The sequence below is a fragment of the Pseudomonas sp. GM25 genome (assembly GCF_000282255.1).
Classification (GTDB): Bacteria; Pseudomonadota; Gammaproteobacteria; order Pseudomonadales; family Pseudomonadaceae; genus Aquipseudomonas; species Aquipseudomonas aphyarum.
In genome coordinates, this window is sequence record NZ_AKJQ01000004.1 from 23088 (window position 1) to 46133 (window position 23046).

A 23046-nucleotide genomic window follows, 5' to 3' on the forward strand; every position below is an offset into this window, starting at 1 on the left:
CTACTCGACCACCAGCCGCGCCAGACGCTGACGGAGCATGCGGTTCTCGGCCCGCAGCTCCTGCACTTCTTCCAGCAGGTCCAGCGCCAGGGCGACGCCTTCCCATTCCAGGTCAAGGTCGCGCCGCAGCTTGGCGGCGCGTTTGGCCAGGGCCAGTTCGTAGTCGGTGAAGCGCCATTCCCGGGGCTGCGCGCCCTGAGGTTCGAGGATGCCGTGTTCGACGATTTCGATCACGTAGACGTCCGACAGGTCGGCCGCCTCACAGAATTCTGCCATGTCCAGTTGAACGATCAGGGGGCTGCTCATGATGGGCTACTCCGTCGTCAGTATCAGAAGTTCTCTCGCGGATTGAAGGCGGCCTTCTTCGCCAGTTCCTGCCACAGCGCCTTGACGTCATCGCCGTTGGCTTTCGGCATCACGGCCTTCAGCTGGACGAACAGATAACCGCGTTCGCCGGCCTTGTTCTGCAGGCCGTGGCCCTTGGCGCGCATGCGCTGGCCGTTCTGGCTGCCGGCCGGGACCTTGAGGTTGATCTTGCCGGTCAGGGTCGGCACGGCCACTTCGGCGCCCAGCGCCAGCTCCCAGGGAGCGAGCGGCAAGGTGATGATCAGGTTTTCGCCTTCAACGTCGAATTTCGGGTGCGGCGCGAAACGGATGGTCAGGTACAGATCGCCATTGGCGCCGCCACCGATGCCCGGTGCGCCCTGGCCCTTGAGGCGAATACGCTCGCCGTCGGTCACGCCCGCCGGGATCTTCACGTTCAGGCTCTTGCTGGTGTTGCTGACGTGCTGGCCCGAACCGTTGTATTGCGGCACCTGGAAGCTGATCTTTTTCGATTCGTTCGAAAGCGTCTCTTCCAGAAAGATCGGCAGTTCCAGTTCCACGTCTTGCCCTCGCCGTCCGGCGCTGCGGGATTGCCGGCCAGCGCCGCCACCGAAACCGGGGCCGCGATTGCCGAAGATCGAACTGAAGAAGTCCGAGAAGTCACCGGTGTCGCCACCGCCGCCACCAAAGCCGCCACGGCTCTGCCAGCCCGGTGGGCCCTGGAACGGTTGACCGTGCTGGCCGTAACGGCGCAGGTCGTCATATTCGGCGCGTTTGTCAGCGCTTTTCAACGCTTCATAGGCTTCCGAGGCGTCCTTGAACTTGGCCTCGGCGTCCTTTTCCTTGCTGACATCGGGGTGGTATTTGCGCGCCAGCTTGCGATAGGCAGCCTTGATTGCCTTGTCGTCAGCCGTCGGCTCCACGCCGAGTATCTTGTAATAGTCTTTGAAGTCCATCGAAGGAATCACCATCCGTTATCGATTTCGCGCCGATGCCAGCATGCGCCGATTCGCGCAAGGTTGGTTGACCGATCTCAAGGTTGTGACCGGGTGGCGCAGCAGAAGTTTATCGGCAGTGGACGGCGGTTCTTGCGACCGCCGGTATGTCTGCCGGCCCATGCCAGCAAGTTTGGGGCAAAGCGGCGAGTTTCAAGCAAGCTTAGTCGTGAAATAGCAGATGACCGGCCTTCGAATCTGTCGCGCACTGACATACACTGCGCGGCCGTTTTTTTGACCGGAACCGAAAGACCATGAAAGACGCCTCTCCAGCCCGTGCCTGCGGCATCGACTTCGGCACGTCCAACTCCACCGTCGGCTGGCTGCGCCCCGGCGTGGAAACGATGATCGCGCTGGAAGACGACAAGATCACCCTGCCGTCGGTGGTCTTCTTCAACATCGAAGAACGCCGCCCGGTTTACGGCCGGCTGGCGCTGCACGAGTACCTGGAAGGCTACGAAGGCCGCCTGATGCGCTCGCTCAAGAGCCTGCTCGGTTCCAAGCTGATCAAGCACGACACCAGCGTCCTCGGCACGGCGATGCCGTTCAAGGACTTGCTCGGGCTGTTCATCGGCCAGCTCAAGAGCCGCGCGGAAACTGCCGCCGGTCGTGAGTTCGAGCAAGTGGTGCTGGGTCGTCCGGTGTTCTTCGTCGACGACGATCCGCTGGCCGACCAGGAAGCCGAAGACACCCTGGTGGAAGTGGCGCGCAAGCTCGGCTTCAAGGACGTTTCGTTCCAGTACGAACCGATCGCTGCGGCCTTCGACTACGAGTCGACTATCGAGAAGGAAGAGCTGGTACTGATCGTCGACATCGGCGGTGGTACGTCGGACTTCTCGCTGGTGCGCCTCTCGCCCGAGCGTCGCGGTGTGGATAACCGTCACGATGACATTCTCGCCACCGGCGGCGTACACATCGGCGGGACCGACTTCGACAAACAGTTGAGCCTGCAAGGCCTGATGCCGCTGTTCGGCTACGGCAGCCGGATGAAAAGCGGCGCGTTCATGCCGACCAGCCACCACATGAACCTGGCGACCTGGCACACCATCAACTCGGTGTACTCGCAGAAATCGACCCTGGCTCTGGGCAGCATGCGCTACGACATCGAGGACACCGGCGGCATCGACCGTCTGTTCAAGCTGATCGAACAGCGCGCCGGGCACTGGCTGGCGATGGAAGTGGAAGAAACCAAGATTCAGTTGACCCACAACGACAGCCGCCATGTGCCGCTGGATCGCATCGAGTCGGGCCTGAGCGTGGAACTGACCCGGGCGTTGTTCGAATCGGCCATCGAGTCGCAGCTCGAGCGCGTGCGCGGCAGCGTCACCCGGTTGCTGGCGGACGCCAATGTGGCGGTGGGTCAGGTTGATACGGTGTTCTTCACCGGTGGTTCGAGCGGTATTCCGGCACTGCGCAACAGCGTCTCGGCGATGCTGCCGAACGCGCGGCATGTGGAAGGGAATATCTTTGGCAGTATCGGTAGCGGTCTGGCGATTGAAGCCATGAAACGCTATGGCTCGGTGAACTGACACTGCACTGATGATCGTTCCCACGCTCTGCGTGGGAATGCCGCAATGGACGCTCTGCGTCCGCTGTTGAAGCTGTGACGCGGAGCGTCACGGGATGCATTCCCACGCAGACGGTTCGACGCCTCGACGTGGGAACGATCACCTACTAAACCATCCCGCCCAGCTTCAACTCACTCTTCAGATACGCGTAATAGATCGGCCCCGCCACCACCCCCGGCAAGCCGAACGCGGCCTCGAACACCAGCATTGCCAGCAGCAACTCCCAGGACTTGGCACTGATCTGCCCGCCGACGATGCGCGCGTTGAGAAAGTATTCCAGCTTGTGGATAAAGATCAGATAACCCAACGCCGCAATCGCCACCCAGATCGACAGCGACAGGCCGACGATGGTGATCAGCGTGTTCGACATCAGATTGCCGATCACCGGCAGCAGGCCGAGCAGGAAGGTCAGCACGATCAGGGTCTTGGTCAGCGGCAGCTTGATCCCGAACATCGGCAGGATCACCGCCAGAAAGATCCCGGTGAAGAAGGTGTTGAGCAGGGAAATCTTGATCTGCGCGAACACGATGTTGCGAAACGCCTGAACCAGCAGGTGCAGACGGTCGAACAGCGCAGCCGCCAGCGGTTTGCGCTTGGTGACGTCCGGCACGCGCTGCAAGGCGATGATCGCGCCCAGCACCATGCCGATCAGCAGCGTCACGAACATGTGCGCCGCGTCCTTGCCGACCAGTTGCAGGTCGGACAGGTGTTTGCTCGCCCATTCACCGATGGCCACACGGAACTCGGCGGCACTGGCCGGCAGGTAGCTGTCGAGAAACGGCGGCAGTTGCCCGCGCGCGCGGTCAACCACGCCCATGAATTTATCGAGGGAAGCCCCGGGGTTTTCCGCCTCGTGCAGCAGGAAACTGATGGCCCCGGCAAAGATCAGCGCCAGCACACTCACCACCAGCGTGCCGAGCAGCGCCACCGCCAGCCAGCGCGCGCGCCGGCCTTCGATCAGACGTTGCAGTTGCGGGGTGAGCATGTTGACCAGTTCGAACACCAGCAACCCGGCCAGCAGGCTGGGCAGCAAACGCAATGGCAACACCAGCAACAGACCGCCGAAAATGATGATGCAACTGACCCAGAACACTACATGACGCTCAGAAAACGTTGGCATACAGCCTCAAAACGAACGGCGTAAAAGGATTGGCAGTCTGCCAGCGATCCGGCGCCGAAGCGAGCGGATGCCCTGCCGCTCGCTGCGATCTGTCGATCTTATTTTTTCTTCAGACAATCACTCATGAACGTCTTGCGCGCATCCCCCGTCAGCGCCTTGGTCTTGGCATCGGCATTACAGGTTTTCATCTTTTCCTGCTGCGGGGTCAACGCCTTGGCGTCATTGGCTGCCGGTGCTGCCTTGAGGCAGGTGCTCATGAAGGTCTTGCGCTCGTCGCCCTTGAGGCTCTTGGCCGTGGCGTCGGCGTTGCAGGTGGTCATCTTGTTCTGTTGCGCCGTGGCGGCGAAACCCTGGGAACACAGCAGCAGACCGATCATCAACAAAGGGACACGCAGCATCTTCATGGAGTTTTCTCCTTGGCGCCGCCTCGATGGAAGCGGCCTCCGGCTGAGTGTAGTCAAAGCTTGTTACACCTTCCTGCCTTCAAGGTGGCTGCGCCGGTATTGCTCGGGGGTACATCCGGCCTGCCGGGCGAACATGGCGATGAAGGCCGAGCCGCTGCTGTAACCGAGGTCGAAAGCGATTTCCTGCACGCTGCGCGCCGACTCCAGCGCCTCGATCGCCGCGAGATAACGCAACCGCTGACGCCACTCGCCGAAACTCATCCCCAGCTCCCGCACGAATTGCCGGGCCAGGGTGCGCTCGCTGACATGTACCTGCGCCGCCCAGTGCGCCAGCGGCTCGTTGTTGCCGGGCTCGGCCTGCAGGGTTTCGAGGATGGTCAGCAATCCGGGGCTGCTGGCGTAAGGCAAATAGCATTGGTGAACCGGCGCCTGGCGTAATTGATCCACCAACACCTGGGCCAGACGCTGGTCGGCTTCGAACGCCGGGATCTTCACATCACGGGCGGCGAAGTCCTTGAGAATCGCCTTGAGAATGTCGCTGATCGCCAGGGTGCAGGCCTGCGCCGGCAAGTCAGAACAGACATCGGGCGCCAGGCACACCGCCCGGTAGTTGACCGGTTGATGGCTGTAGAAACTGTGCTCCACCTGCGGCGGCACCCACACCGCGTATTGCGGCGGCGACATGAAACGGCTGCCGTCGACATCCATGTGCAACACGCCGTGGGCCGCGTACTCCAGCGTGCCCCACGGATGGCGGTGCGGCGCGGCGTATTCATGGGCGTTGAAGTCGGCATAGCGGAAATACACCGCTGAAGGCAGTTCACTGAAATCCAGCAGATCGATGTGTTTACTGTTCATGCTGTCCGGAATCAGGGGCGGGTTGTCCGGTTCGCAGTATAGGCCTGCATCCAGACAGGGGATAATCACCGTTCATCAACGTACTGGTTTCTCCTCCCATGCAATACGCGTTTCCCCTGCTGGCGATTTTCATCTGGGCCGGCAACACCGTGATCAACAAGCTGGCCGTTGGCGCGATCTTCCCCGCCGAGATCGGCTTCTACCGCTGGCTGCTCGCCGGCCTGCTGTTCACGCCGTTCATGCTCAAAAAAGTAATTGCGCACTGGCCGCAGATCCGCCCGAACCTGGGCAAGATTTTCATCCTCGGCGTGCTCGGCATGGCGGTCTACCAGAGCCTGGCCTATTTCGCCGCGACCATGACCAGCGCCACCAACATGGGCATCATCCTCTCGCTGATGCCGCTGATGTCGCTGGCCATGGCGATCATCAGCCTCGGCCAGCGCCTGACCGCCGGTGCGCTGGTCGGTGCGGTGCTGTCGTTCGCCGGCGTGCTGGTGGTGGTGTCGTCCGGCAGCCTCGGCGCACTGCTGCAACACGGGGTGAACCTGGGTGACGCGATGATGCTGGTCGCCACCCTCGCCTACGCGATCTACAGCACCCTGCTGAAAAAATGGCAACTGCGCCTGCCGCCGCTGGTGTTGCTGTATTTGCAGGTACTGGTGGCGGTGGCGGTGCTGTTTCCGCTGTACGCGACTTCACCGAAAACCGGCCTGACCCTGCAGAACATTCCGCTGGTGCTGTATGCGTGCCTGCTGGCCTCGATGCTTGCGCCGCTGGCCTGGATGCAGGCCGTGCAGCGCCTGGGGCCGAGCCGGACCACGCTGTTCTTCAACCTGCTGCCGTTGATCACCGCGCTGATTGCTGCGGTGGTATTGAAGGAACAGCTGGCGATGTATCACCTGGTCGGTGGCTTGCTGACGCTGGGCGGGGTGATTCTTTCCGAGCGTTGGACCACCGTCCTCGGTCGCTCCCGCACTCCGAGCGCCGCCTAGACCCCGGCGGCTTTCAACCGCGCGGCATGCTCGACGAACAGCCGCACCGGGTCCGCGCCTTTGCCGACCAGTCCCAGCGACTGGTTGACGATGTCGAAGTGATCCATCGGGTAGTCATCGCCAATGACCGTGCCCAGGTGCGAGCTGTAGCGTCCGACCATGCCGTCGCACTGCCCCGGCTCACGCACGAAGGTTTTGGCGAACAACCGGCAACTGCGGTTGGTGCCGTCAAACAGGTTGCCACCGCGATCAGTCTTACCCGGCTGCAACGTGCCGGACCACGAGTAATAACGCACACCGTTGACCTCTTCCGGCCCGTGCCCGCCCCAGTTATCAGGCAAGCCCTGTGGATAACGCTGGTTGAACAGCGCCACGCCTTCAGTGGTGAGGGAATGGTGCGAGGCGTGGATATCCACCGGCAGTTTCGGCCCGTGGTAACCGGTCTCCATAAGCGCCATCAGCCAGCCGACAAAACGCAACAGCGCCTCGAGGATTCGGCCCTTGGCGCTGTCCGCCGGATAGTGTTTCGCCAGATAGTCGGCCAGTTCCGAACCATGATTGGGCCCGGCCACCGACGTCACCGAGGCCACCAGATCCGGACGCTTGGCCGCCGCGTAACGCGCCGTCAGCGAACCCTGGCTATGGCCGAACAGATTGACCTTGGCCGCACCGGTCTCACGCAGGATTTCATTGATGCGCGCCAGCAACTGCTCGCCGCGCACTTCGGTGGAATTGAGCGGCGACACCTGCACCGCAATCACCGTCGCACCACCCCGACGCAACGCTTTGATGATCCCGTACCAGTACGGGTACAGCACCAGACGGATGAAACCGAGCATTCCCGGCACCAGCACCAGTGGATAACGTGTGGCCGAATCTTGCGACATGGGCAAACATCCTTGTGGTCGGTGAGTGGATGCAGGGCGTGCAAAACGCCCGCCAAGCATCCTCCTCGATGATGACAACTCCACGACCAGCCTACTTCAGCCCCACCACCCCCGCCACAATCAGCCCCACCGACAACAACTTCACCAGCGTCAGGCTCTCGCCCAGCAGGGCGAAACCGAGAAACACCGTGCCGAGCGAGCCGATGGCGGTCCAGATTGGATAGGCGATGCTCACCGGCAACTCGCGCATCGCCAGGGTCAGGAAATAGATCCCGCCCACCGCCGCGACCACGGTAATCAGCGACGGCCACAGCCGGGTGAAACCTTCGGCGTACTTCATGCCCATGGCGAAGGTGACCTCGAACCCCGCTGCAATCAGCAGAAACAGCCAGGCCACCTAGAACTCCCGGGCGAGGTTGAGCAGGCGCTGCTCGGCCTCGGCCACCGACACCGCGAAGGTGCGCTCGGCGGATTCCTCGCCCTCGGCCGCGACCACCGTGACGTCGTTGATGCCGATAAAACCCAATGCCGTGCGCAGCCATGGATCGGCGTGGTTAAGCGCCTCCAGCTCACCGCCCGGGCCGAACCCGAAACCGCCGCGACTGGTGACGATCAGCGCCTTCTTGCCGCGCAGTAGCGGCGTGTACTGGGCGATGCCGTTGTCCAGGGTGTGATCGAACGTCAGGCCCAACCGCACGATCTGATCGACCCAGGCCTTGAGGCCGCTGGGCACGTTGAAGTTGTACATCGGCGTGGAAATCAGCAGCAGGTCGTGATCGAACAACTCGCCCACCAGTTGATCGCTGAGCGCCAGATCGGCCTGCATCGTCAGCGGCCGTGCATCAGGCTCCGGGTAAAACGCCGCCGCGACAAACGCTTCATTCACGGCCGGAATCAACGCCCGCCCGACTTCACGGCGAGTAACCTGAGCCTGTGGATGACGGACTTGCCAGGCGCTGAGAAAATTTTCCGCCAGACGACGCGAATGGGAGCGCTCACCGCGTGGGCTGGCATGGATTGCAAGAATCTTGCTCATCTGAATCTCCTTGGGACTAGACTTGAGTGACTGTGTGGCGCCAGATTGCAGCTACTCAGTCATCGCCTCAAATGAGCAAAAATCAGTCGGGATGAATTGATTTCATCCGTGGAGCTTTCATGTTCGCAGCCTTGCCCCTGACCGCCCTGCGCGCGTTCGAATCCGCCTCGCGCCTTTTGAGTTTCAAGGCGGCCGCCGAAGAACTGGCGGTGACGCCGACGGCGATTTCCCATCAGATCCGCTCGCTGGAGGACTGGCTCGGCGTGGCGCTGTTCGAACGCCTGCCGCGTCAGGTGCGCCTGACCGAGGGTGGTGAGCGACTGTTTCGCAGCCTGCACGGCGCATTTCTGGAAGTGGCGCAAAGCGTCGACACCCTGCGCCCGCAACGCAGCGGCAGCAGCCTGACGCTGTCGACCACCGCCGCGTTCGCCGCGCTGTGGCTGGTGCCGCGACTGGGACGGTTTTACGCAAAGCATCCGAACATCAATGTGCGACTCGACACCCATTGCGAAGTGATCGATCTGCATCAGGACGCCAGCGTCGATCTGGTGTTGCGCTACAGCCTTGACGATTACCCGAACCTCTACGGGTTGTGCCTGTTCGATGAGTCGTTCGGCGTGTACGGCTCGCCGGAACAGGTAGCGCTGGCCGCCCGCCGCACCCCGGCTTTGATCAGCGTGCGCTGGCACAACTCGAAACTGTACGCCCACGGCTGGGAGGCGTGGTGCGCGCAGTCAGGCGAGAACTGGCTCAATCAGCACCCGGCCGTCCGCGAATACGATGAAGAACATTACGCCCTGCAAGCGGCCATTGCCGGACAGGGGCTGGTGCTGGCGAGCAACATTCTGGTGTCGGAGAGCGTCGCCAGCGGTCTGCTGGTGCCGTACAAGGGCGAGGTGCAGGTCGACGGTGCCGGTTACAGCGCGCTGTGTGTGCCGGGCCGTGAGCGGCATCCACCGGTGAAGGCGTTTTTTGCCTGGCTGCGTGAAGAGGCGCAACTTTCCGGGCATGTCCCGCGCTGAATCCGACAAAACTTTTTGCAGCGTTCATCACTCACAACCTGGTAACGATCACGTCAGCAGAACGTGACGCCAATCGGATTAGCCTCCAGGAGACTGAAATGAGTGACCTGCATTTGTCTGATGTTCAAACCCTGCGCGAGCGCGCACGCAAGCACGTGGAAAACGGCGCAGTGACCGAAAGCTACAGCGCCAACCGTGAAGAAGTGCTGCGCCTGCTCAACGAATCGCTGGCCACTGAACTGGTCTGCGTCCTGCGCTACAAGCGCCACTACTTCATGGCCAACGGCCTGAAAGCCAACGTCGCCGCCGACGAATTTCTCGAGCACGCCACTCAGGAAGCCGAACACGCCGACCGTCTGGCCGAGCGCATCGTGCAATTGGGCGGCGAGCCCGAGTTCAACCCTGACCTGCTGTCGAAGATGTCCCACGCGCAATACGTGGCCGGCAACACCTTGAAGGAAATGGTCTACGAAGACCTGGTGGCCGAGCGGATCGCCATCGACAGCTACCGCGAGATCATCCAGTACATCGGTGAAAAGGATCCGACCACGCGCCGGATCTTCGAAGACATCCTGGCTCAGGAAGAAGAGCATGCGGATGACATGGCCGATATCCTGAAAGACCTCTAATCCCCGCTCCCCCGCTGACCGATCGTTCCCACGCTCTGCGTGGGAACGATCGGGTTGCAGCGATTACTTGGTGGGTTTGACGGTCACCGGCGCCTTGCCCGCCTTCATCTGCTCCAGCAACGGCGCGCACTGATTCGGCTCGCCACCACTCGGCGCCACCAGCGCCAGCAACCCTGCCGCAGGTGCAGCGATCACGCCCAACGCCACCATCCCCGCCCCGCGCAGAATCAGCGGCACCGCTTTCACCCCGGCATCCGGCTTGATGAACTTGCCACGCACGTACAACGGCGAACGCAGGGAAATCAAACGCCAGCCCTTGGATTCCGGCGTCACTGTCAGATCCAGTTGCTCGGTAGCCATGTTCGCCGTGCCGTCGATGTAGATGATTGCGTTCTCGGTATCGAACACAAACAGCCGCGTACTCGCCAGGCCGGTCTTGATGTCGAAGTCCGCCGCCGCGCAGTTGATCTTCACTTCCTTGTCGCCAAAGATCTTGCCGACCACGTAGTTGCCGACGTTGAGCCCTGCCAGCTCCATCAACTCGCGACTGATCGCGCCGTCGTTGATCAGCATCTTCAGGTTGCCGTTGGCGCCGCCCAGCAGTTTTGCCACCGAGTTGCCGCGTCCGGCGATATCGGCATCGCCGTTGAGCTCGCCGAAACTGGTCTTCATCGGTTCGAAGGTCGGGAACAGCTGTTTGAGCTTGAACTTGCGCGCGGTCAGTTTGGCCCGGCCTTCCAGCGGCTCGGTGCGTCCATTGAGGCGAATCTGAGCGTCGAGGTTGCCACCGGCCACGCCGAAGCGCAGCGGCTCCAGACTCAGTTCGCCGTCGTTGAGTTTCAGGTGGGTATAGAGGTCGGTGAACGGCAGTTCTTCGCTGTGGACGATGCGTTTGCCGGTGAATTCGACGTCGGCGTCCATGTCGCGCCAGCGCTCGGTCTTGAACTCTTCCACCGGCAACACCTTGTCCGCCGGCTGTTTGCTCTCGCCGCCACGGGCCTTTTGCTTGGCATTGGAGTCGGCACCAATCAGCGGCGCGAGGTCGGCGAACAGCAGTTGATTGGACAGCAGCGCGCCACTCAACTTGGGCCGTGGCTGACTGGCGACGTAGGCCAGATCGCCATGAATGTCGCTGCTGCCAATCTTGCCGTTGAACTGCTCATAGCGGAATTGCGCGCCGCCCGGCTCATGCAGCTTGGCAATCAAATGGCCGTCGGTGGCGTACGGCGGGGTGTCCGGCAGGGTCACGCCGGTCAGCGGATACAGATTGCCGAGGCTGGCGCCCGCCAGTTTCAGGCGCAGGTCGAGGGCGCCGAGATTCAGCGGATCGGTCAGGGTGCCGGCGAGTTCGACGCTGGTATCGCCGATCTTCGCCTGGGCCTGCAACGGGAACGGTTTGCTTGCGTCCTGCAGGGCCAGCAGGCCGCCGATCTTGCCCTGGCCGGCGAGTTTCTGGCCGTGGTACTGGCCGGTGACTTTCAGGCCGAAGGCGTAATCCTGCGGTGCGCCACCCTTGTCCTGTGCGGTTTTCGCGGCTTTGTCGCCGACGATGTCGCTGAACGGAATCGGCTTGCCCAGCGGATCGATCAACAGGTCGAGATTGGTCTTGAGGGTCTGGTCATCCAGGATGACGTGGCCCTTGTCGAAACCGATGGCGCCGATGTCGACCACCCAGTTCGAGGGCTCGGCATTCGGGTCCTTGGGATCGAACTTGAAGGTCCAGTTGGCGCGGCCGTCGGCCAGGCGCTGCAATTGCGCGTTGGGTTCGGTCAGGTCGATGCGCGGGATCGTCACCCGTTGCGCCAGCAAGGCCAGCGGCGAAATGCGCAGCTCGACCCGTTTGAGGGTGACCATCTGCGGCTGTTTCGACCAGTCCGGATTGCCCAGCGTCAGGTCCTCGGCCACCACATGCGGCCACGGCACCCAGGCGCGCCAACCACCCTCGTCGAGTTCACGCCGCCAGACCACCGACAGGTTGCCGTTGATGGCGAACGGTCGATGCAGTTCTTCCGAAACTTTGGCGTTGAGCGGCGGTTTGATCCGGTTCCAGTCGAAGAACACGATGATCAGCACCAGCACTGCCAGAAGCAGCACGAGGGTGGCGAAGGTCCAGGCGAAGATTTTACGCGTGCGCGTCATTGCACAAAGCTCCTGAAGACGACTGCATCCATTGGCACGACGCAGCTGAAACGACGGGCCGTGATGGCCCTCATGAAATCTGTGACTGACAAACAGCCCGCAGGTTTAATCCAAAGCCCCATCGAGGGGAAAAAACGGTCGCCATTCTGACCGATCGGTCGAATTGGCGTTACCGGACCCGCACTTTTGCGGGGCGCGAGTGGGTGGAAAATACCCACCGCAGTGCAAAACCGCCCGCCTGAAACGCCCGAGCTAGAGCCTCCCAAGCGAACAATCAATTCTGTTGATTATTACCATTGTGTTTATGAACTTTTATATCGACTTATCGAGAGTAGCATTGCCCTCGTACCCACTTTATCGCCCTCCCAAGGAGCAACCCATCATGAAACGCCAACTTCTGTTCAGTCTTACCCTCTCGATGCTGGCCAGCACCGCTTTCGCCCTGCCAGCTGCCGAACAGGCTACCCCGCAAGTGAAATCCAGCTACTCGGTGTTCAGCCAGACTGTTGCCGCTGATGGCTCCGACCGCACTCCACAAGGCCAGACCCTGGCTGAAAACGGTCGCAACCGTCTGGAAGAAAAAGGTCTGGTTCAAGATGGCTATGACAAAACCCCACAAGGTCAAACCGTAGCTGAAGGCGGCCGTGATCGTCTGGAAGAGAAAGGTCTGGTTCAAGACGGTTCGGATCGCACTCCACAAGGTCAAACCCTGGCATCTGACGGTGGCGACCGTACCCCACAAGGCCAGACTCTGGCTTCTGACGGCGGCGACCGTACCCCACAAGGTCAAACCCTGGCTGCTGACGGCTACGACAAAACCCCACAAGGTCAAACGCTGGCCGAAGGTGGTGGTGACCGTGTGATCGAACGCAACAGCGCTTTGAGCTAAGCTCATGGCGGCCTGGAAAAAAAGCCCAATCCCCGGATTGGGCTTTTGACTTTTCAGCAGCCTGTATAAAGAAGTCTCGATTTCCCGGTTCCATCTCCCCCGCTGCCGTTCGACGCCGACAAAGCCGATTTGCTAGAGTGCGGCGCTTGTCTTGCCTAAGAACACACCCTTGCGATGCTGCCCCGCGCCGAACAGAAACAACAGACCCGCAACGCCCTGATGGACGCTGCCCGCCACTTGATGGAAAGCGGCCGAGGATTCGGCAGCCTGAGCCTGCGTGAAGTGACGAAAACCGCCGGCATCGTGCCCACCGGTTTCTACCGGCATTTCGCTGATATGGACGAACTCGGCCTGGTACTGGTCAGCGAAGTCGGCCAGACCTTCCGCGAAACCATCCGCCTGGTACGCCACAATGAATTCGTCATGGGCGGCATCATCGATGCGTCGGTGCGGATCTTCCTCGACGTGGTCAGCGCCAACCGTTCGCAATTCCTGTTTCTGGCCCGCGAGCAGTACGGCGGATCGTTGCCGGTGCGTCAGGCCATCGGCCGTTTGCGTGAGGACATCAGCTCCGACCTGGCGGCGGATCTGGCGTTGATGCCCAAGCTCCAGCACCTCAATCGCGAAGGTCTGAGCGTGATGGCCGATCTGATCGTCAAATCGGTGTTCGCCACCCTGCCGGACATCATCGACCCGCCGGCCGAAGCCCTGCCCGAGCATCTGACGCCCCAGGCGAAGATCACCCAGCAGTTGCGCTTCATCTTTATCGGGTTGAAGCACTGGCAAGGGCTCGGCAGTACCGAGTAATCCTCCAGCCCCCCAATCACCCTGTGGGAGCGAGCCTGCTCGCGATAGCGGTGTATCAGTCAACTCGATGCTGACTGAGCGCACGCCATCGCGAGCAGGCTCGCTCCCACACTGGCTCCGGTTTGGTGCATGTAAAAAACTTCATGCACCAAAACACCCCACAATCCTGCAACATCTTGAAACATCCACTAGTCTCCGACAGGGTTTTCCTACGCCTCGTCCGGTTGGCAAGCCCCTTGCTCTAGCCTGAGCATTGTCCACTGCTGGAAGCTTTCCGATGCTGGTGATTCATCGCAGAATCGACCCCCAACCCGTCTGGGCCGCCGAGTTGCACCTGACCTTCGAAGCCAGGAGCAAAAGCCGCCTGCGCTGTTTCAGTGCCGAAGGCGAGGACGTCGGACTGTTTCTGGAGCGCGGCCAGCCGCCGCTGTATGACGGCGAATGCCTGCAAGCCGAAGATGGCCGGATCGTCCGGGTCTGCGCCCGCCCCGAACAATTGCTGCACGTCACCTGCGCCAATGCCTTTGAACTGACCCGCGCCGCCTATCACTTGGGCAATCGCCATGTGGCGCTGCAAGTCGGTGACGGCTGGTTGCGCCTGCTCGACGATTACGTACTCAAGGCGATGCTCGAACAGCTCGGCGCCGCCGTGGAATCGATCGAAGCGCCGTTCCAGCCGGAACACGGCGCCTACGGTGGCGGCCATCACCATTCGCGGCACGGTGACGAAGACTTCAACTACGCGCCGAAACTCCATCAGTTCGGCGTCCGTTTGTGAACCCGGCCTGGGCGCTGCTGCGCCTGGCCAGTCCGCAATTGCCGATTGGCGGCTACAGCTATTCCCAGGGCCTGGAAATGGCTGTGGATAACGGCCGCGTCGACAGCCCGGACAGCGCCCGCCGCTGGATCAGCGATCAATTGCTGCTCAACCTCGCGCGGTTCGAGGCGCCCATGCTGCTCGCCCATTGTCAGGCCGCCGCGGACGAACACTGGGATGAATTGCGCAAGCTCTGCGAAAGCCATCGCGCCAGCCGCGAAACCCGCGAACTGCATCTGGAGAGCCGGCAGATGGGCTACTCGTTGCAGCAATTGCTCAACGGCCTGCCCGAACTCGATCAGCCCGCGCGGGACTTTCTCGAAAACTGCACCGAGCCGCACCTGGCCCTGTGCTGGGCACTGGCCGCACGCGCCTGGCAGATCAGCCCGCAGGACGCACTCGCCGCGTGGCTGTGGAGCTGGCTGGAAAACCAGCTCGCGGTGCTGATGAAAACCTTGCCGCTGGGCCAGCAAGCCGCCCAGCGCCTGACCAGCGAATTGCTGCCGTTGTTGCAGCAGGCGCAGCAGGATGCCACCCGAATCAATCCCGAACACCTCGGCAGCGCCGCGTTCGGTCTGTCCCTGGCGTGCATGGCCCATGAGCGCCAGTACAGCCGCCTGTTCCGTTCCTAGGTCCTTTTATCTGGAGAATCACATGAACACACAACCCCTGCGCGTCGGCATTGGCGGCCCGGTCGGTTCCGGCAAGACCGCGTTGACCCTGGCCCTGTGCCTGGCCCTGCGCGAGCGCTACAACCTGGCCGTGGTCACCAACGACATCTACACCCGCGAAGACGCCGACTTTCTGGTGCGCAACGAAGCGCTGGCACCGGAACGCATCATCGGCGTGGAAACCGGTGGCTGCCCGCACACCGCGATCCGCGAAGACGCCTCGATCAACCTCGAAGCGGTGGATCAACTGAACCGGCGTTTTCCAGGGCTGGACCTGATTCTGGTGGAGTCCGGCGGCGACAACCTGTCCGCCACCTTCAGCCCGGAACTGTCCGACCTGACCATCTACGTGATCGACGTTTCGGCCGGCGACAAGCTGCCACGCAAGGGCGGGCCCGGCATTTGCAAATCCGACCTGCTGGTGATCAACAAGATCGATCTCGCGCCACTGGTCGGTGCCTCGCTGGAGATGATGAACAGCGACACTCAGCGTATGCGCAACGGCAAGCCGTTCGTGTTCAGCAACCAGAAAACCGGTCAGGGCCTGGAAGACATCATCGCCTTCATCGAACGCCAGGGCCTGCTGACTGCAGCCTGATTCACTGATCAACAAGGAAGCTTATCCATGACACTCAAACGCATTCTCGGCGCCGTCGCGCTGCTGCTGACTCCGGCCCTGGCCTTCGCCCACCCCGGCCACGGCGACTCTGGCCTGGTGGCTGGCATCAGCCACCCGATCGGCGGCCTCGACCATTTGCTGGCGATGGTGGCCGTCGGCCTGTGGGCGGCGCAGCAGCAAGGCGCGGCACGCTGGGCGCTGCCGTGCACCTTCGTCGGCACCATGCTGATCGGCGGCCTGCTCGGCTTCGAAGGGCTGGATCTGCCGGCGCTGGAAAGCGGGATTGCCGCCTCGGTGCTGGCGCTGGGTCTGGCGGTGGCGCTGGCGGTGCGTCCGCCACTGGTGATGGCGGTGGCGGCGACGGCGCTGTTTGCGCTGTTCCATGGCGTGGCCCATGGCCTGGAGCTGCCGGACATGTCGAGCCCTTGGGCGTATGCCGCCGGTTTCGTGGTCGCAACGGCTGCGCTGCATGCGGCGGGTTATGCGGTCGTGCGCTTTCTGCCTCAGGCAGCCGCGCCGCTGGTCCGACTGGCCGGAGCGGCTTCGGCGGTGACGGGCGCGTGGTTGCTGGCCGGCTGAACTGCACCTCTGATCGTTCCCGCGCATGGCGCGGGAACGATCGATCGCCACTCTCTGCTACCATGTCGCGCAATCGCCCCTGCCGTGACGACGTCCGCCCATGCCCCACGCTTCCCGCTCCACCTCCCTGCCTGAACTGACCGCCCTGTTCGGTGAAGTGCAACAGCACTTTCTGAACGTGATCGTGCCCCTCTGGCAAGGACCGGGCTGGAACGCCGACATGGCGTTGCCTTACGAGGCGCTGGACGCCGCGCATCAGCCGCTGCCACCGCAGCGCTACCGGGCCATGGCCTGCGCACGGCAGCTGTACCTGTTTTCCAGCCTGATCGGAGTTGTGGATAACGCCGAAGCCCGCGCAGCTGCGCTGTTTCGCTCCCTGCAACGGCACTTCCACGATGCCGAGCACGGCGGCTGGTTCTACAGCATCGATCCGCAGGGCAAACCGCTGGATCAGCGCAAGGACCTCTACACCCACGCCTTTATCCTGTTCGCCTGCGCCCACTATTGGGACAAGTCTCGCGAACCGTTGGTGGAATCGACGCTCAACGCCGCGCTGGAAGTGATCGGCCGGCGATTCGCAACGGGCGACGGCCTCTACGAAGCCTGCCTCGACCGCGACTGGATCACGCTGGAAACCGGCCCGCTGCAAAACCCGCTGATGCACCTGGCCGAAGCCTTCCTGGCCACGTTGGCCGTGCGCGAAGATCCCCAGACCCAGCAGGCGCTGAGCGAGTTATGCACAGCCATGCACAAGCGCTTCATCGAACCGCAACAAGGCGTGCTGATGGAAAAACCGCTGGGTACTGTGGATAACTGGTTTGAGCCGGGGCATCAGTTCGAATGGTATTTCCTGCTCGAATCCTCACCGCTGCTGCGAGGGTCGAAACTGCACGCGGCACAGGATCGTGCGTTTGCCTTCACCGAACAGCAGGGCGTCGAGAGCGACACCGGTGCGGTGCTGGCCATGCTCGATCCGCAAGGACACGGGAAGGATTCGACCCAGCGCATCTGGGCCCAGGCCGAATACCTGCGCGCCCTGACCTTGCGTCCGGGCAGTGAAAGCGCGGTGCTGCGCCAGTTGCAGGCGCTGCAACAGCGCTTCCTGCATGCCGGCGGCTGGCACGAGTGCCGTGACGATCAGGGCGAGGTCAGCCGCAAGGACATGCCGTCGACCACGCCGTATCACTTGGCGACCTGCTATCGCGGCATCGCCGACTATCTGAGCTGACATCCGTGGCGAGGGAGCCTGCTTCCTCGCCGCAAACATCAGGCAATCCACTTCCTGTCGCCAGTGAAGCTGATGGTCAGCCAGCGCGCCGCGTCCGGTTTGCCCAGCTTCGCGGAAATCTCTTCCCGCAGCACATCCAGCTGGCCGACGCTCTGCAGCCGGTAATCCGCCGGCAACACCACATGAATCTCGATGAACCGCGCCCGCCCGTGCTTCTGCACATAGGACACGTAGTCGTCGAAACCATGCTCGACCTTCGCCGCCTCCATCACCTCGCGCACCTGCTCATCCAGCGTGTCCGGCGCAATGCCGAGCACGTCCCGCAGCGCCGGGCCGAGGATCTTGAAGGCCGGCGGCAACATGGTCAGGGCCAGCACGATGAGAATCAGCGGGTCGACAAACTTCGCCCATTCACCATAGCCCTGGGACTTGAGCAGCAACGCCGCGAGGAAACTGATCAACAGGCCCACGGACAGCATCGCGTCCACCAGCCAACTGATGTTGTCGAACTGGATCAGGCTCGACTTGAGCTTGCGATTGCGGTGCCGGACGTAGAAGAAGTAGGCGAACTCGACAACGGTGAACACCGCCGCGTAGATGATCACCAGCCCCAGTTCGATCTCACGACCACCGTTGATGATGCCGAACACACCGTTGAGAAACGCGTAGATCGCGATCAGCAACAGGAAACTGCCCTCGATCAGCAGCACCATCGGCTCCAGATGCCAGAAACCGAACTGGAAACGCTGGTTGCTTTGCTTGGCGATCAGCTTCGCGGTGATCAGCATCAGAACTTTGATGAAGGTGGCGATCAGCGAAAAAAAGCCATCGAACAGGATGGACTGGGAACCCGAAACAAAACCGGTGACGATCCCGGCGATCGACACGGCCAACATCAGAAGGGTGGATTGTTTGAGCAGCGACTGCTCACCTCGGTTACTCACTTTGACTCCTCGAAAAACCTTGAAAACCGCTGGGTGCGGTGGGGTTGTTGAGGAGTGAGTCTACCTTACTGCCAAAATTTGGCCGATTTGCCCTCTTCGCCAACAGACTGGCGAAGAGGGCAAAACCGTATCAGGCCTTGTTACGCTCGATGGCAAAACCGGCCCAGGTCTGGCTCACCGGCATCAGCTCAAGGCTGTTGATGTTGATGTGCGCCGGCGCATTCAGCACCCAGAAGATGGTCTCGGCGATGTCCTGCGGCTGGATCGGCTCGGCACCGGCGTAGGTCGCGTCGTAACGCGCCTGATCGCCCGCGAAGCGCACCAGCGAGAACTCGCTCTCGCAGAGGCCCGGCTCGATGTTGCTGACGCGCACGCCAGTGCCCTGCAGGTCGCACCGCAGGTTCAGCGAGAACTGTTTGACGAACGCCTTGGTCGCGCCGTAAACGTGGCTGCCCGGGTACGGGTAGTTACCGGCGATGGAACCGAGGTTGACGATACCTGCGCCACGACCGTGGGCGATCAGGCGTGGCAGCAACAGGCGAGTGCTGTACATCAGGCCTTTGACGTTGGTGTCGACCATGGTGTCCCAATCGTCGAGGTCGCACTTCGGTGCAGGGTCCACGCCCAGCGCCAGCCCGGCGTTGTTGATCAGGCCGCGCAGTTTGGCGAACGACGGCGGCAGGTTGGCAATCGCCTCCTCCATCGCCTTGCGATCACGCACGTCCAGCACCAGGCCATGCACTTCAGTCTGCTTCGACAGCTCGGCGCACAGCGCGTTGAGGCGTTCTTCACGACGACCGGTCAGCACCAGTTTCCAGCCGGCCTCGGCAAAACGACGGGCACAGGCTTCACCAAAACCGGAGGTCGCGCCGGTGATAAACAGGGTGTTGGACATCGTGTTCTCCTTGCTTCGGCCGCCGGGGCAGCCATTGGAATAGAAAATCAGCGGGCAGCATGCCCGGCCCTGCTTTAACCGGCAACTACCGAATCCTGCTCATTAATTGATCAATGGCCGCTACGCCAGACGCGCCGTGGCCTGTAGCCATGTGCACGCACGTTATCCACAAGCCCTTCCACAGTTTCCGGGGGCAAGTGGAAAAGCGCAAAGCCGCGCCACACAAGGCTTTGCGGGCGATCTGGAAAGTTTTTTGCTTGACCCTGAACAACCAGTTGTGCCGGGCAGGGCATTTTGCACGACCGGCCAGTCATGGCCATGATTGCGCGAGGCCAGCAATTACGGCCCTTAGCCGAGTCTTTCCAGAGTTTAGTCACAGACTTATCCACAGGATTGACCACACGGATCCTCACCTTTTTGCACGCCCATAAAAAGGTTGACAAACAGGCCTTCCCCTCAGCAAAAACACACTGCTCAAAAAACAACCACAGCGCTGAAAGCCACGGTTTCAAAGGCTTTCAGCCAGCTACACCCACGTTATTCACAGCCAGCTCCACAGCAAACGGGGACAAGTCAAAACTGTGGAAAAACAGCCATTTGCAGCGGCTTTATGTCGCGCTTTGCCAGGTTGGCGATTTTGTTTTCCACAATTTCCCGAAAGTCCTGGTGTTCAGCGAACGAGCAGACGCAAAAAAGCCCCGACACTCACGCATCGGGGCTTGTGGACAACTTCAAGCGATCAGTGACCGCCGAGGTAAGCGTTACGCACCTCCTCGTTCACCAGCAGCTCCTTGCCGGTGCCCGTCAGGCGGATCTCGCCGTTGACCATCACGTACGCCCGGTCGGACAGTTTCAGCGCATGGTTGGCGTTCTGCTCGACGAGGAAAATGGTCATGCCGGTTTTCGCCAGTTCCCGCAGGGTGGCGAAGATCTGTTTCACCACGATCGGCGCCAGGCCCAGGCTCGGCTCATCCAGCAGCAACAGCTTGGGCCGGCTCATCAGCGCCCGGGCGATGGCGAGCATCTGCTGCTCGCCGCCGGACATGGTCATGGCACGCTGAGTGCGGCGCTCTTCGAGCCGCGGGAACAGCTCGAACATGCGCTGCATGTCTTCCTTGGCGTACTTGTCGCCGATCGGGATGGTGCCCATCAGCAGGTTTTCCTCGACGGTCATGTCGGGGAACACCCGCCGCCCTTCCGGCGATTGCGCAATGCCATTGGAAGCGATGTAGTGCGATGACTTGTGGGTAATGTCCACGCCCTGATAGAGGATCTGCCCGCCCGCCGCCCGTGGCTGGCCGAAGATCGACATCAGCAGGGTGGATTTGCCGGCACCGTTGGAGCCGATCAGGCTGACGGTTTCCCCTTCGTTGATCTGCAGCGAAACGCCTTTGAGGGCCTGGATCGGGCCGTAGAACACGTCCAGATCCTTGAGTTCGAGGATGGGTTGCGTCATACGACTTCCTCTTCGTCGGCGCCCAGGTAGGCAGCGATCACTTTCGGATCGTTACGAATGGCATCCGGCCCGCCCTCGGCGATGACGATGCCGTGGTCCAGCACCACGATGTGATCGGAAATGCTCATTACCATGCCCATGTCGTGTTCGATCAGCACCACGGTCAGATCGTGCTCGTCGCGCAGCAGCCGGATCATCGCGCTCAGCGCTTCGGTTTCCTGAGGGTTGAGGCCGGCGGCCGGTTCGTCGAGGCAGATGATCTGCGGCCGCGTGCACATGGCCCGGGCAATTTCCAGACGGCGTTGCTGGCCGTAGGACAGCTCACCGGCCAGACGGTTGGCGCAGTCCACCAGATCCACCACTTCCAGCCAGTAGAACGCGCAGTCCAGCGCGTCGCTTTCGGCCTTGCGATAGCCCTTTGTGTTAAGGATGCCGGCCAGCATGTTGCGGTTGACCCACATGTGCTGGGCCACCAGCAGGTTTTCCAGCACCGACATTTCCTTGAACAGACGAATGTTCTGGAACGTCCGGGCCAGGCCCGCGCGGTTTACCAGATGGGTGCCGCCGAACATCTTGTAGTACAGGCGACTGGCAAAGTTTTTCGGCGAGACGAAGTCGGTCGGCTTGAACGACTCGCCCAGCAGCTGGATGACGTTGGTCTGCTGGCCGCGCACGTTGAGTTCGATCTTGCCGCCGGAGGCCTTGTAGAACCCGGTCAGGCAGTTGAACACCGTGGTCTTGCCGGCGCCGTTGGGGCCGATCAGGGCGAAGATCGAGTTGCGTTTGACCTTCAGGCTGACATCGCTCAAGGCCTTGATGCCACCGAAATGCATCATCAGTTTTTCAACAGAGAGTACGACTTCACTCATGGCGCAGTCCTCTCATAGTGAATGGCACCTTTGCGTGGAGTGACCCCGGTGCGGCTGATGCGGATCAGCCCGCGAGGTCGCCAGATCATCATCAACACCATCAGGATCCCGAACAGCAGCACGCGGTATTCGGCGAAGCCGCGCAGCAGTTCCGGGGCGACGGTCAGCACGAACGCTGCGATCACCACACCGATGGTCGAGCCCATTCCGCCGAGTACCACTATGGCGAGGATCAATGCCGATTCGAAGAAGGTGAACGAGGTCGGGTTGACGAAGCCTTGGTAAGTGGCGAAGAACACACCCGCCAGACCTGCCGTGGACGCACCGATGGTGAACGCCGAGAGCTTGACCAGCACGTGGTTGAGGCCCATCGAGCGGCAGGCGATCTCGTCTTCACGCAGGGCTTCCCAGGCGCGGCCAACCGGCATTTTCACCAGACGATGCTTGATGTACAGCACGGCCAGTACCACCAGGAACAGCACCGCATAGATGAAGTAGTACTTCACGTCCGGGTTGTAGGCGATACCGAAGAACTCGTGAAACGGTACCCCGCCATCCTTCGCCCGTTTGCCGAATTCCAGACCGAAGAAGGTCGGCAGTGGTGCCGGCATGCCGTTCGGGCCGCCGGTCAGGGACAGCCAGTTGTTGAGCACCAGACGAATGATTTCACCGAAGCCCAGGGTCACGATCGCCAGGTAGTCGCCGTGCAGGCGCAGCACCGGGAAACCGAGGATGCAACCGGCCAGCCCGGCGGTGATCGCCGCCAGCGGCAGCACCGTCCAGAAGCCCAGCCCGAGGTACTGATAACCGAGCGCCAGACCGTAGGCGCCGATGGCGTAGAACGCCACATAACCGAGGTCGAGCAGGCCGGCCAGACCGACCACGATGTTCAGCCCCAGACCCAGCAACACGTAGATCAAACCGAGGATGACCACGCCCAGCAGGTAGGAGTTGGACACGAACGGCACGGCCACGGCCAGCACGATCAGCAGCGGGATGATCCAGCGCAGGCGGGATTTGTGATCGGCGGGCAACACATGCACACCGGAACCGGTGCTCTCGAATCCTTCGAGAATGCGCAGGCCCTTGGGGGTTTGCAGGAACAGGCTGAGGGCGAAGCGGCCAGCCATGACGATGGCGATGATCCACGCCACGCGGGTCGGTTCGAGGTTGAAGCTGTAGCCGTCGAGTACCACGCCGACAATCGGCCCGAACACGATCAGGGCGATCAGACCGGCGAGAATCGCCTCAACCAGGCTTTTTTTGACATCAATGGATTTTGTAGTGGTTGAAGACAT

Annotated in this window: 25 protein-coding genes; 11 read left to right on the plus strand and 14 right to left on the minus strand. The window is 61.7% G+C overall.

What is annotated here, in order from left to right:
• Together PMI24_RS01080 and PMI24_RS01085 are read right to left on the minus strand one after the other, a co-directional pair.
• On the minus strand, positions 1-306 hold the full coding sequence (locus tag PMI24_RS01080; RefSeq protein ID WP_007950609.1) for a chaperone modulator CbpM: 306 nt from the start codon (positions 304-306) through the stop codon (positions 1-3).
• 23 nt (positions 307-329) lie between these two features.
• A complete protein-coding gene (locus tag PMI24_RS01085) occupies positions 330-1280 on the minus strand; it encodes a DnaJ C-terminal domain-containing protein (RefSeq protein ID WP_007950610.1) in 951 nt (316 codons plus the stop codon).
• A gap of 293 nt (positions 1281-1573) precedes the next feature.
• On the opposite strand from PMI24_RS01085, the gene PMI24_RS01090 reads away from it, so the two are divergent.
• Positions 1574-2848 carry an Hsp70 family protein gene (locus tag PMI24_RS01090; protein ID WP_007950611.1) on the plus strand — a complete coding sequence of 425 codons (1275 nt, stop codon included), beginning with the start codon at positions 1574-1576 and terminating at the stop codon, positions 2846-2848.
• 145 nt (positions 2849-2993) lie between these two features.
• On the opposite strand, the gene PMI24_RS01095 is transcribed toward PMI24_RS01090, so the two are convergent.
• The 3 genes from PMI24_RS01095 to PMI24_RS01105 form a co-directional block, all read right to left on the minus strand.
• Positions 2994-4007, minus strand: a complete 1014-nt coding sequence (locus PMI24_RS01095) for an AI-2E family transporter (protein ID WP_007950612.1) — start codon at positions 4005-4007, stop codon at positions 2994-2996.
• Positions 4008-4105: 98 nt separating this feature from the next.
• On the minus strand, positions 4106-4411 hold the full coding sequence (locus PMI24_RS01100; protein WP_007950613.1) for a PsiF family protein: 306 nt from the start codon (positions 4409-4411) through the stop codon (positions 4106-4108).
• Positions 4412-4474: 63 nt separating this feature from the next.
• Positions 4475-5269 (minus strand): AraC family transcriptional regulator, encoded by a 795-nt coding sequence (locus PMI24_RS01105; RefSeq protein WP_045121624.1) that lies wholly within the window; start codon positions 5267-5269, stop codon positions 4475-4477.
• A 98-nt stretch (positions 5270-5367) separates the two neighbouring features.
• Here PMI24_RS01105 and PMI24_RS01110 point away from each other — a divergent pair, with 98 nt between their 5' ends.
• Entirely contained in the window at positions 5368-6261 is an 894-nt protein-coding gene (locus PMI24_RS01110; RefSeq protein WP_007950615.1) for a DMT family transporter, read from the plus strand.
• Here the strand turns inward: PMI24_RS01110 and PMI24_RS01115 are convergent.
• The 3 genes from PMI24_RS01115 to PMI24_RS01125 form a co-directional block, all read right to left on the minus strand.
• Entirely contained in the window at positions 6258-7148 is an 891-nt protein-coding gene (locus PMI24_RS01115; RefSeq protein ID WP_007950616.1) for an esterase/lipase family protein, read from the minus strand. The genes PMI24_RS01110 and PMI24_RS01115 overlap by 4 nt on opposite strands.
• 91 nt (positions 7149-7239) lie before the next feature.
• Positions 7240-7545, minus strand: coding sequence for a DMT family transporter (locus PMI24_RS01120; RefSeq protein ID WP_007950617.1), 306 nt, complete (start codon positions 7543-7545; stop codon positions 7240-7242).
• Entirely contained in the window at positions 7546-8184 is a 639-nt protein-coding gene (locus PMI24_RS01125; RefSeq protein ID WP_007950619.1) for an FMN-dependent NADH-azoreductase, read from the minus strand.
• 119 nt (positions 8185-8303) lie between these two features.
• On the opposite strand from PMI24_RS01125, the gene PMI24_RS01130 reads away from it, so the two are divergent.
• Both PMI24_RS01130 and PMI24_RS01135 read left to right on the plus strand, forming a co-directional pair.
• The gene (locus PMI24_RS01130; protein WP_007950621.1) at positions 8304-9206 is read left to right on the plus strand and encodes a LysR substrate-binding domain-containing protein; all 903 of its coding nucleotides are present in this window, start codon (positions 8304-8306) and stop codon (positions 9204-9206) included.
• A gap of 98 nt (positions 9207-9304) precedes the next feature.
• Positions 9305-9835, plus strand: a complete 531-nt coding sequence (locus PMI24_RS01135; protein ID WP_007950623.1) for a ferritin-like domain-containing protein — start codon at positions 9305-9307, stop codon at positions 9833-9835.
• A 63-nt stretch (positions 9836-9898) separates the two neighbouring features.
• Here the strand turns inward: PMI24_RS01135 and PMI24_RS01140 are convergent, their stop codons facing one another.
• On the minus strand, positions 9899-11974 hold the full coding sequence (locus PMI24_RS01140; RefSeq protein ID WP_007950624.1) for an AsmA family protein: 2076 nt from the start codon (positions 11972-11974) through the stop codon (positions 9899-9901).
• A gap of 382 nt (positions 11975-12356) precedes the next feature.
• Here PMI24_RS01140 and PMI24_RS01145 point away from each other — a divergent pair, with 382 nt between their 5' ends.
• From PMI24_RS01145 to PMI24_RS01175, 7 genes are all read left to right on the plus strand, one after another.
• On the plus strand, positions 12357-12863 hold the full coding sequence (locus PMI24_RS01145; protein ID WP_007950626.1) for a hypothetical protein: 507 nt from the start codon (positions 12357-12359) through the stop codon (positions 12861-12863).
• Positions 12864-13037: 174 nt separating this feature from the next.
• Positions 13038-13670: a TetR family transcriptional regulator gene (locus PMI24_RS01150; protein WP_007950628.1), complete on the plus strand. Its 633-nt coding sequence runs from the start codon at positions 13038-13040 to the stop codon at positions 13668-13670.
• A gap of 277 nt (positions 13671-13947) precedes the next feature.
• Positions 13948-14448, plus strand: coding sequence for an urease accessory protein UreE (gene ureE, locus PMI24_RS01155; protein ID WP_007950631.1), 501 nt, complete (start codon positions 13948-13950; stop codon positions 14446-14448).
• On the plus strand, positions 14445-15119 hold the full coding sequence (locus PMI24_RS01160) for an urease accessory protein UreF (RefSeq protein WP_007950643.1): 675 nt from the start codon (positions 14445-14447) through the stop codon (positions 15117-15119). The genes ureE and PMI24_RS01160 overlap by 4 nt, the downstream gene beginning before the upstream one ends.
• 22 nt (positions 15120-15141) lie before the next feature.
• The gene (ureG, locus tag PMI24_RS01165) at positions 15142-15756 is read left to right on the plus strand and encodes an urease accessory protein UreG (RefSeq protein WP_007950645.1); all 615 of its coding nucleotides are present in this window, start codon (positions 15142-15144) and stop codon (positions 15754-15756) included.
• 27 nt (positions 15757-15783) lie between these two features.
• Positions 15784-16356, plus strand: a complete 573-nt coding sequence (locus PMI24_RS01170) for a HupE/UreJ family protein (RefSeq protein WP_007950647.1) — start codon at positions 15784-15786, stop codon at positions 16354-16356.
• A gap of 100 nt (positions 16357-16456) precedes the next feature.
• Positions 16457-17584, plus strand: a complete 1128-nt coding sequence (locus PMI24_RS01175) for an AGE family epimerase/isomerase (RefSeq protein ID WP_007950649.1) — start codon at positions 16457-16459, stop codon at positions 17582-17584.
• A gap of 38 nt (positions 17585-17622) precedes the next feature.
• On the opposite strand, the gene PMI24_RS01180 is transcribed toward PMI24_RS01175, so the two are convergent.
• The 5 genes from PMI24_RS01180 to livM all read right to left on the minus strand — a co-directional run bounded on the left by PMI24_RS01180 (position 17623) and on the right by livM (position 23046).
• On the minus strand, positions 17623-18528 hold the full coding sequence (locus tag PMI24_RS01180) for a cation diffusion facilitator family transporter (protein WP_007950651.1): 906 nt from the start codon (positions 18526-18528) through the stop codon (positions 17623-17625).
• A gap of 130 nt (positions 18529-18658) precedes the next feature.
• Positions 18659-19423, minus strand: coding sequence for an SDR family oxidoreductase (locus tag PMI24_RS01185; RefSeq protein ID WP_007950653.1), 765 nt, complete (start codon positions 19421-19423; stop codon positions 18659-18661).
• A gap of 739 nt (positions 19424-20162) precedes the next feature.
• Positions 20163-20879: an ABC transporter ATP-binding protein gene (locus PMI24_RS01190; protein WP_007950655.1), complete on the minus strand. Its 717-nt coding sequence runs from the start codon at positions 20877-20879 to the stop codon at positions 20163-20165.
• Positions 20876-21748, minus strand: coding sequence for an ATP-binding cassette domain-containing protein (locus PMI24_RS01195; protein ID WP_007950657.1), 873 nt, complete (start codon positions 21746-21748; stop codon positions 20876-20878). The genes PMI24_RS01190 and PMI24_RS01195 overlap by 4 nt, the downstream gene beginning before the upstream one ends.
• A complete protein-coding gene (gene livM, locus PMI24_RS01200; protein ID WP_007950660.1) occupies positions 21745-23046 on the minus strand; it encodes a high-affinity branched-chain amino acid ABC transporter permease LivM in 1302 nt (433 codons plus the stop codon). Before livM ends, PMI24_RS01195 begins: the two co-directional genes overlap by 4 nt.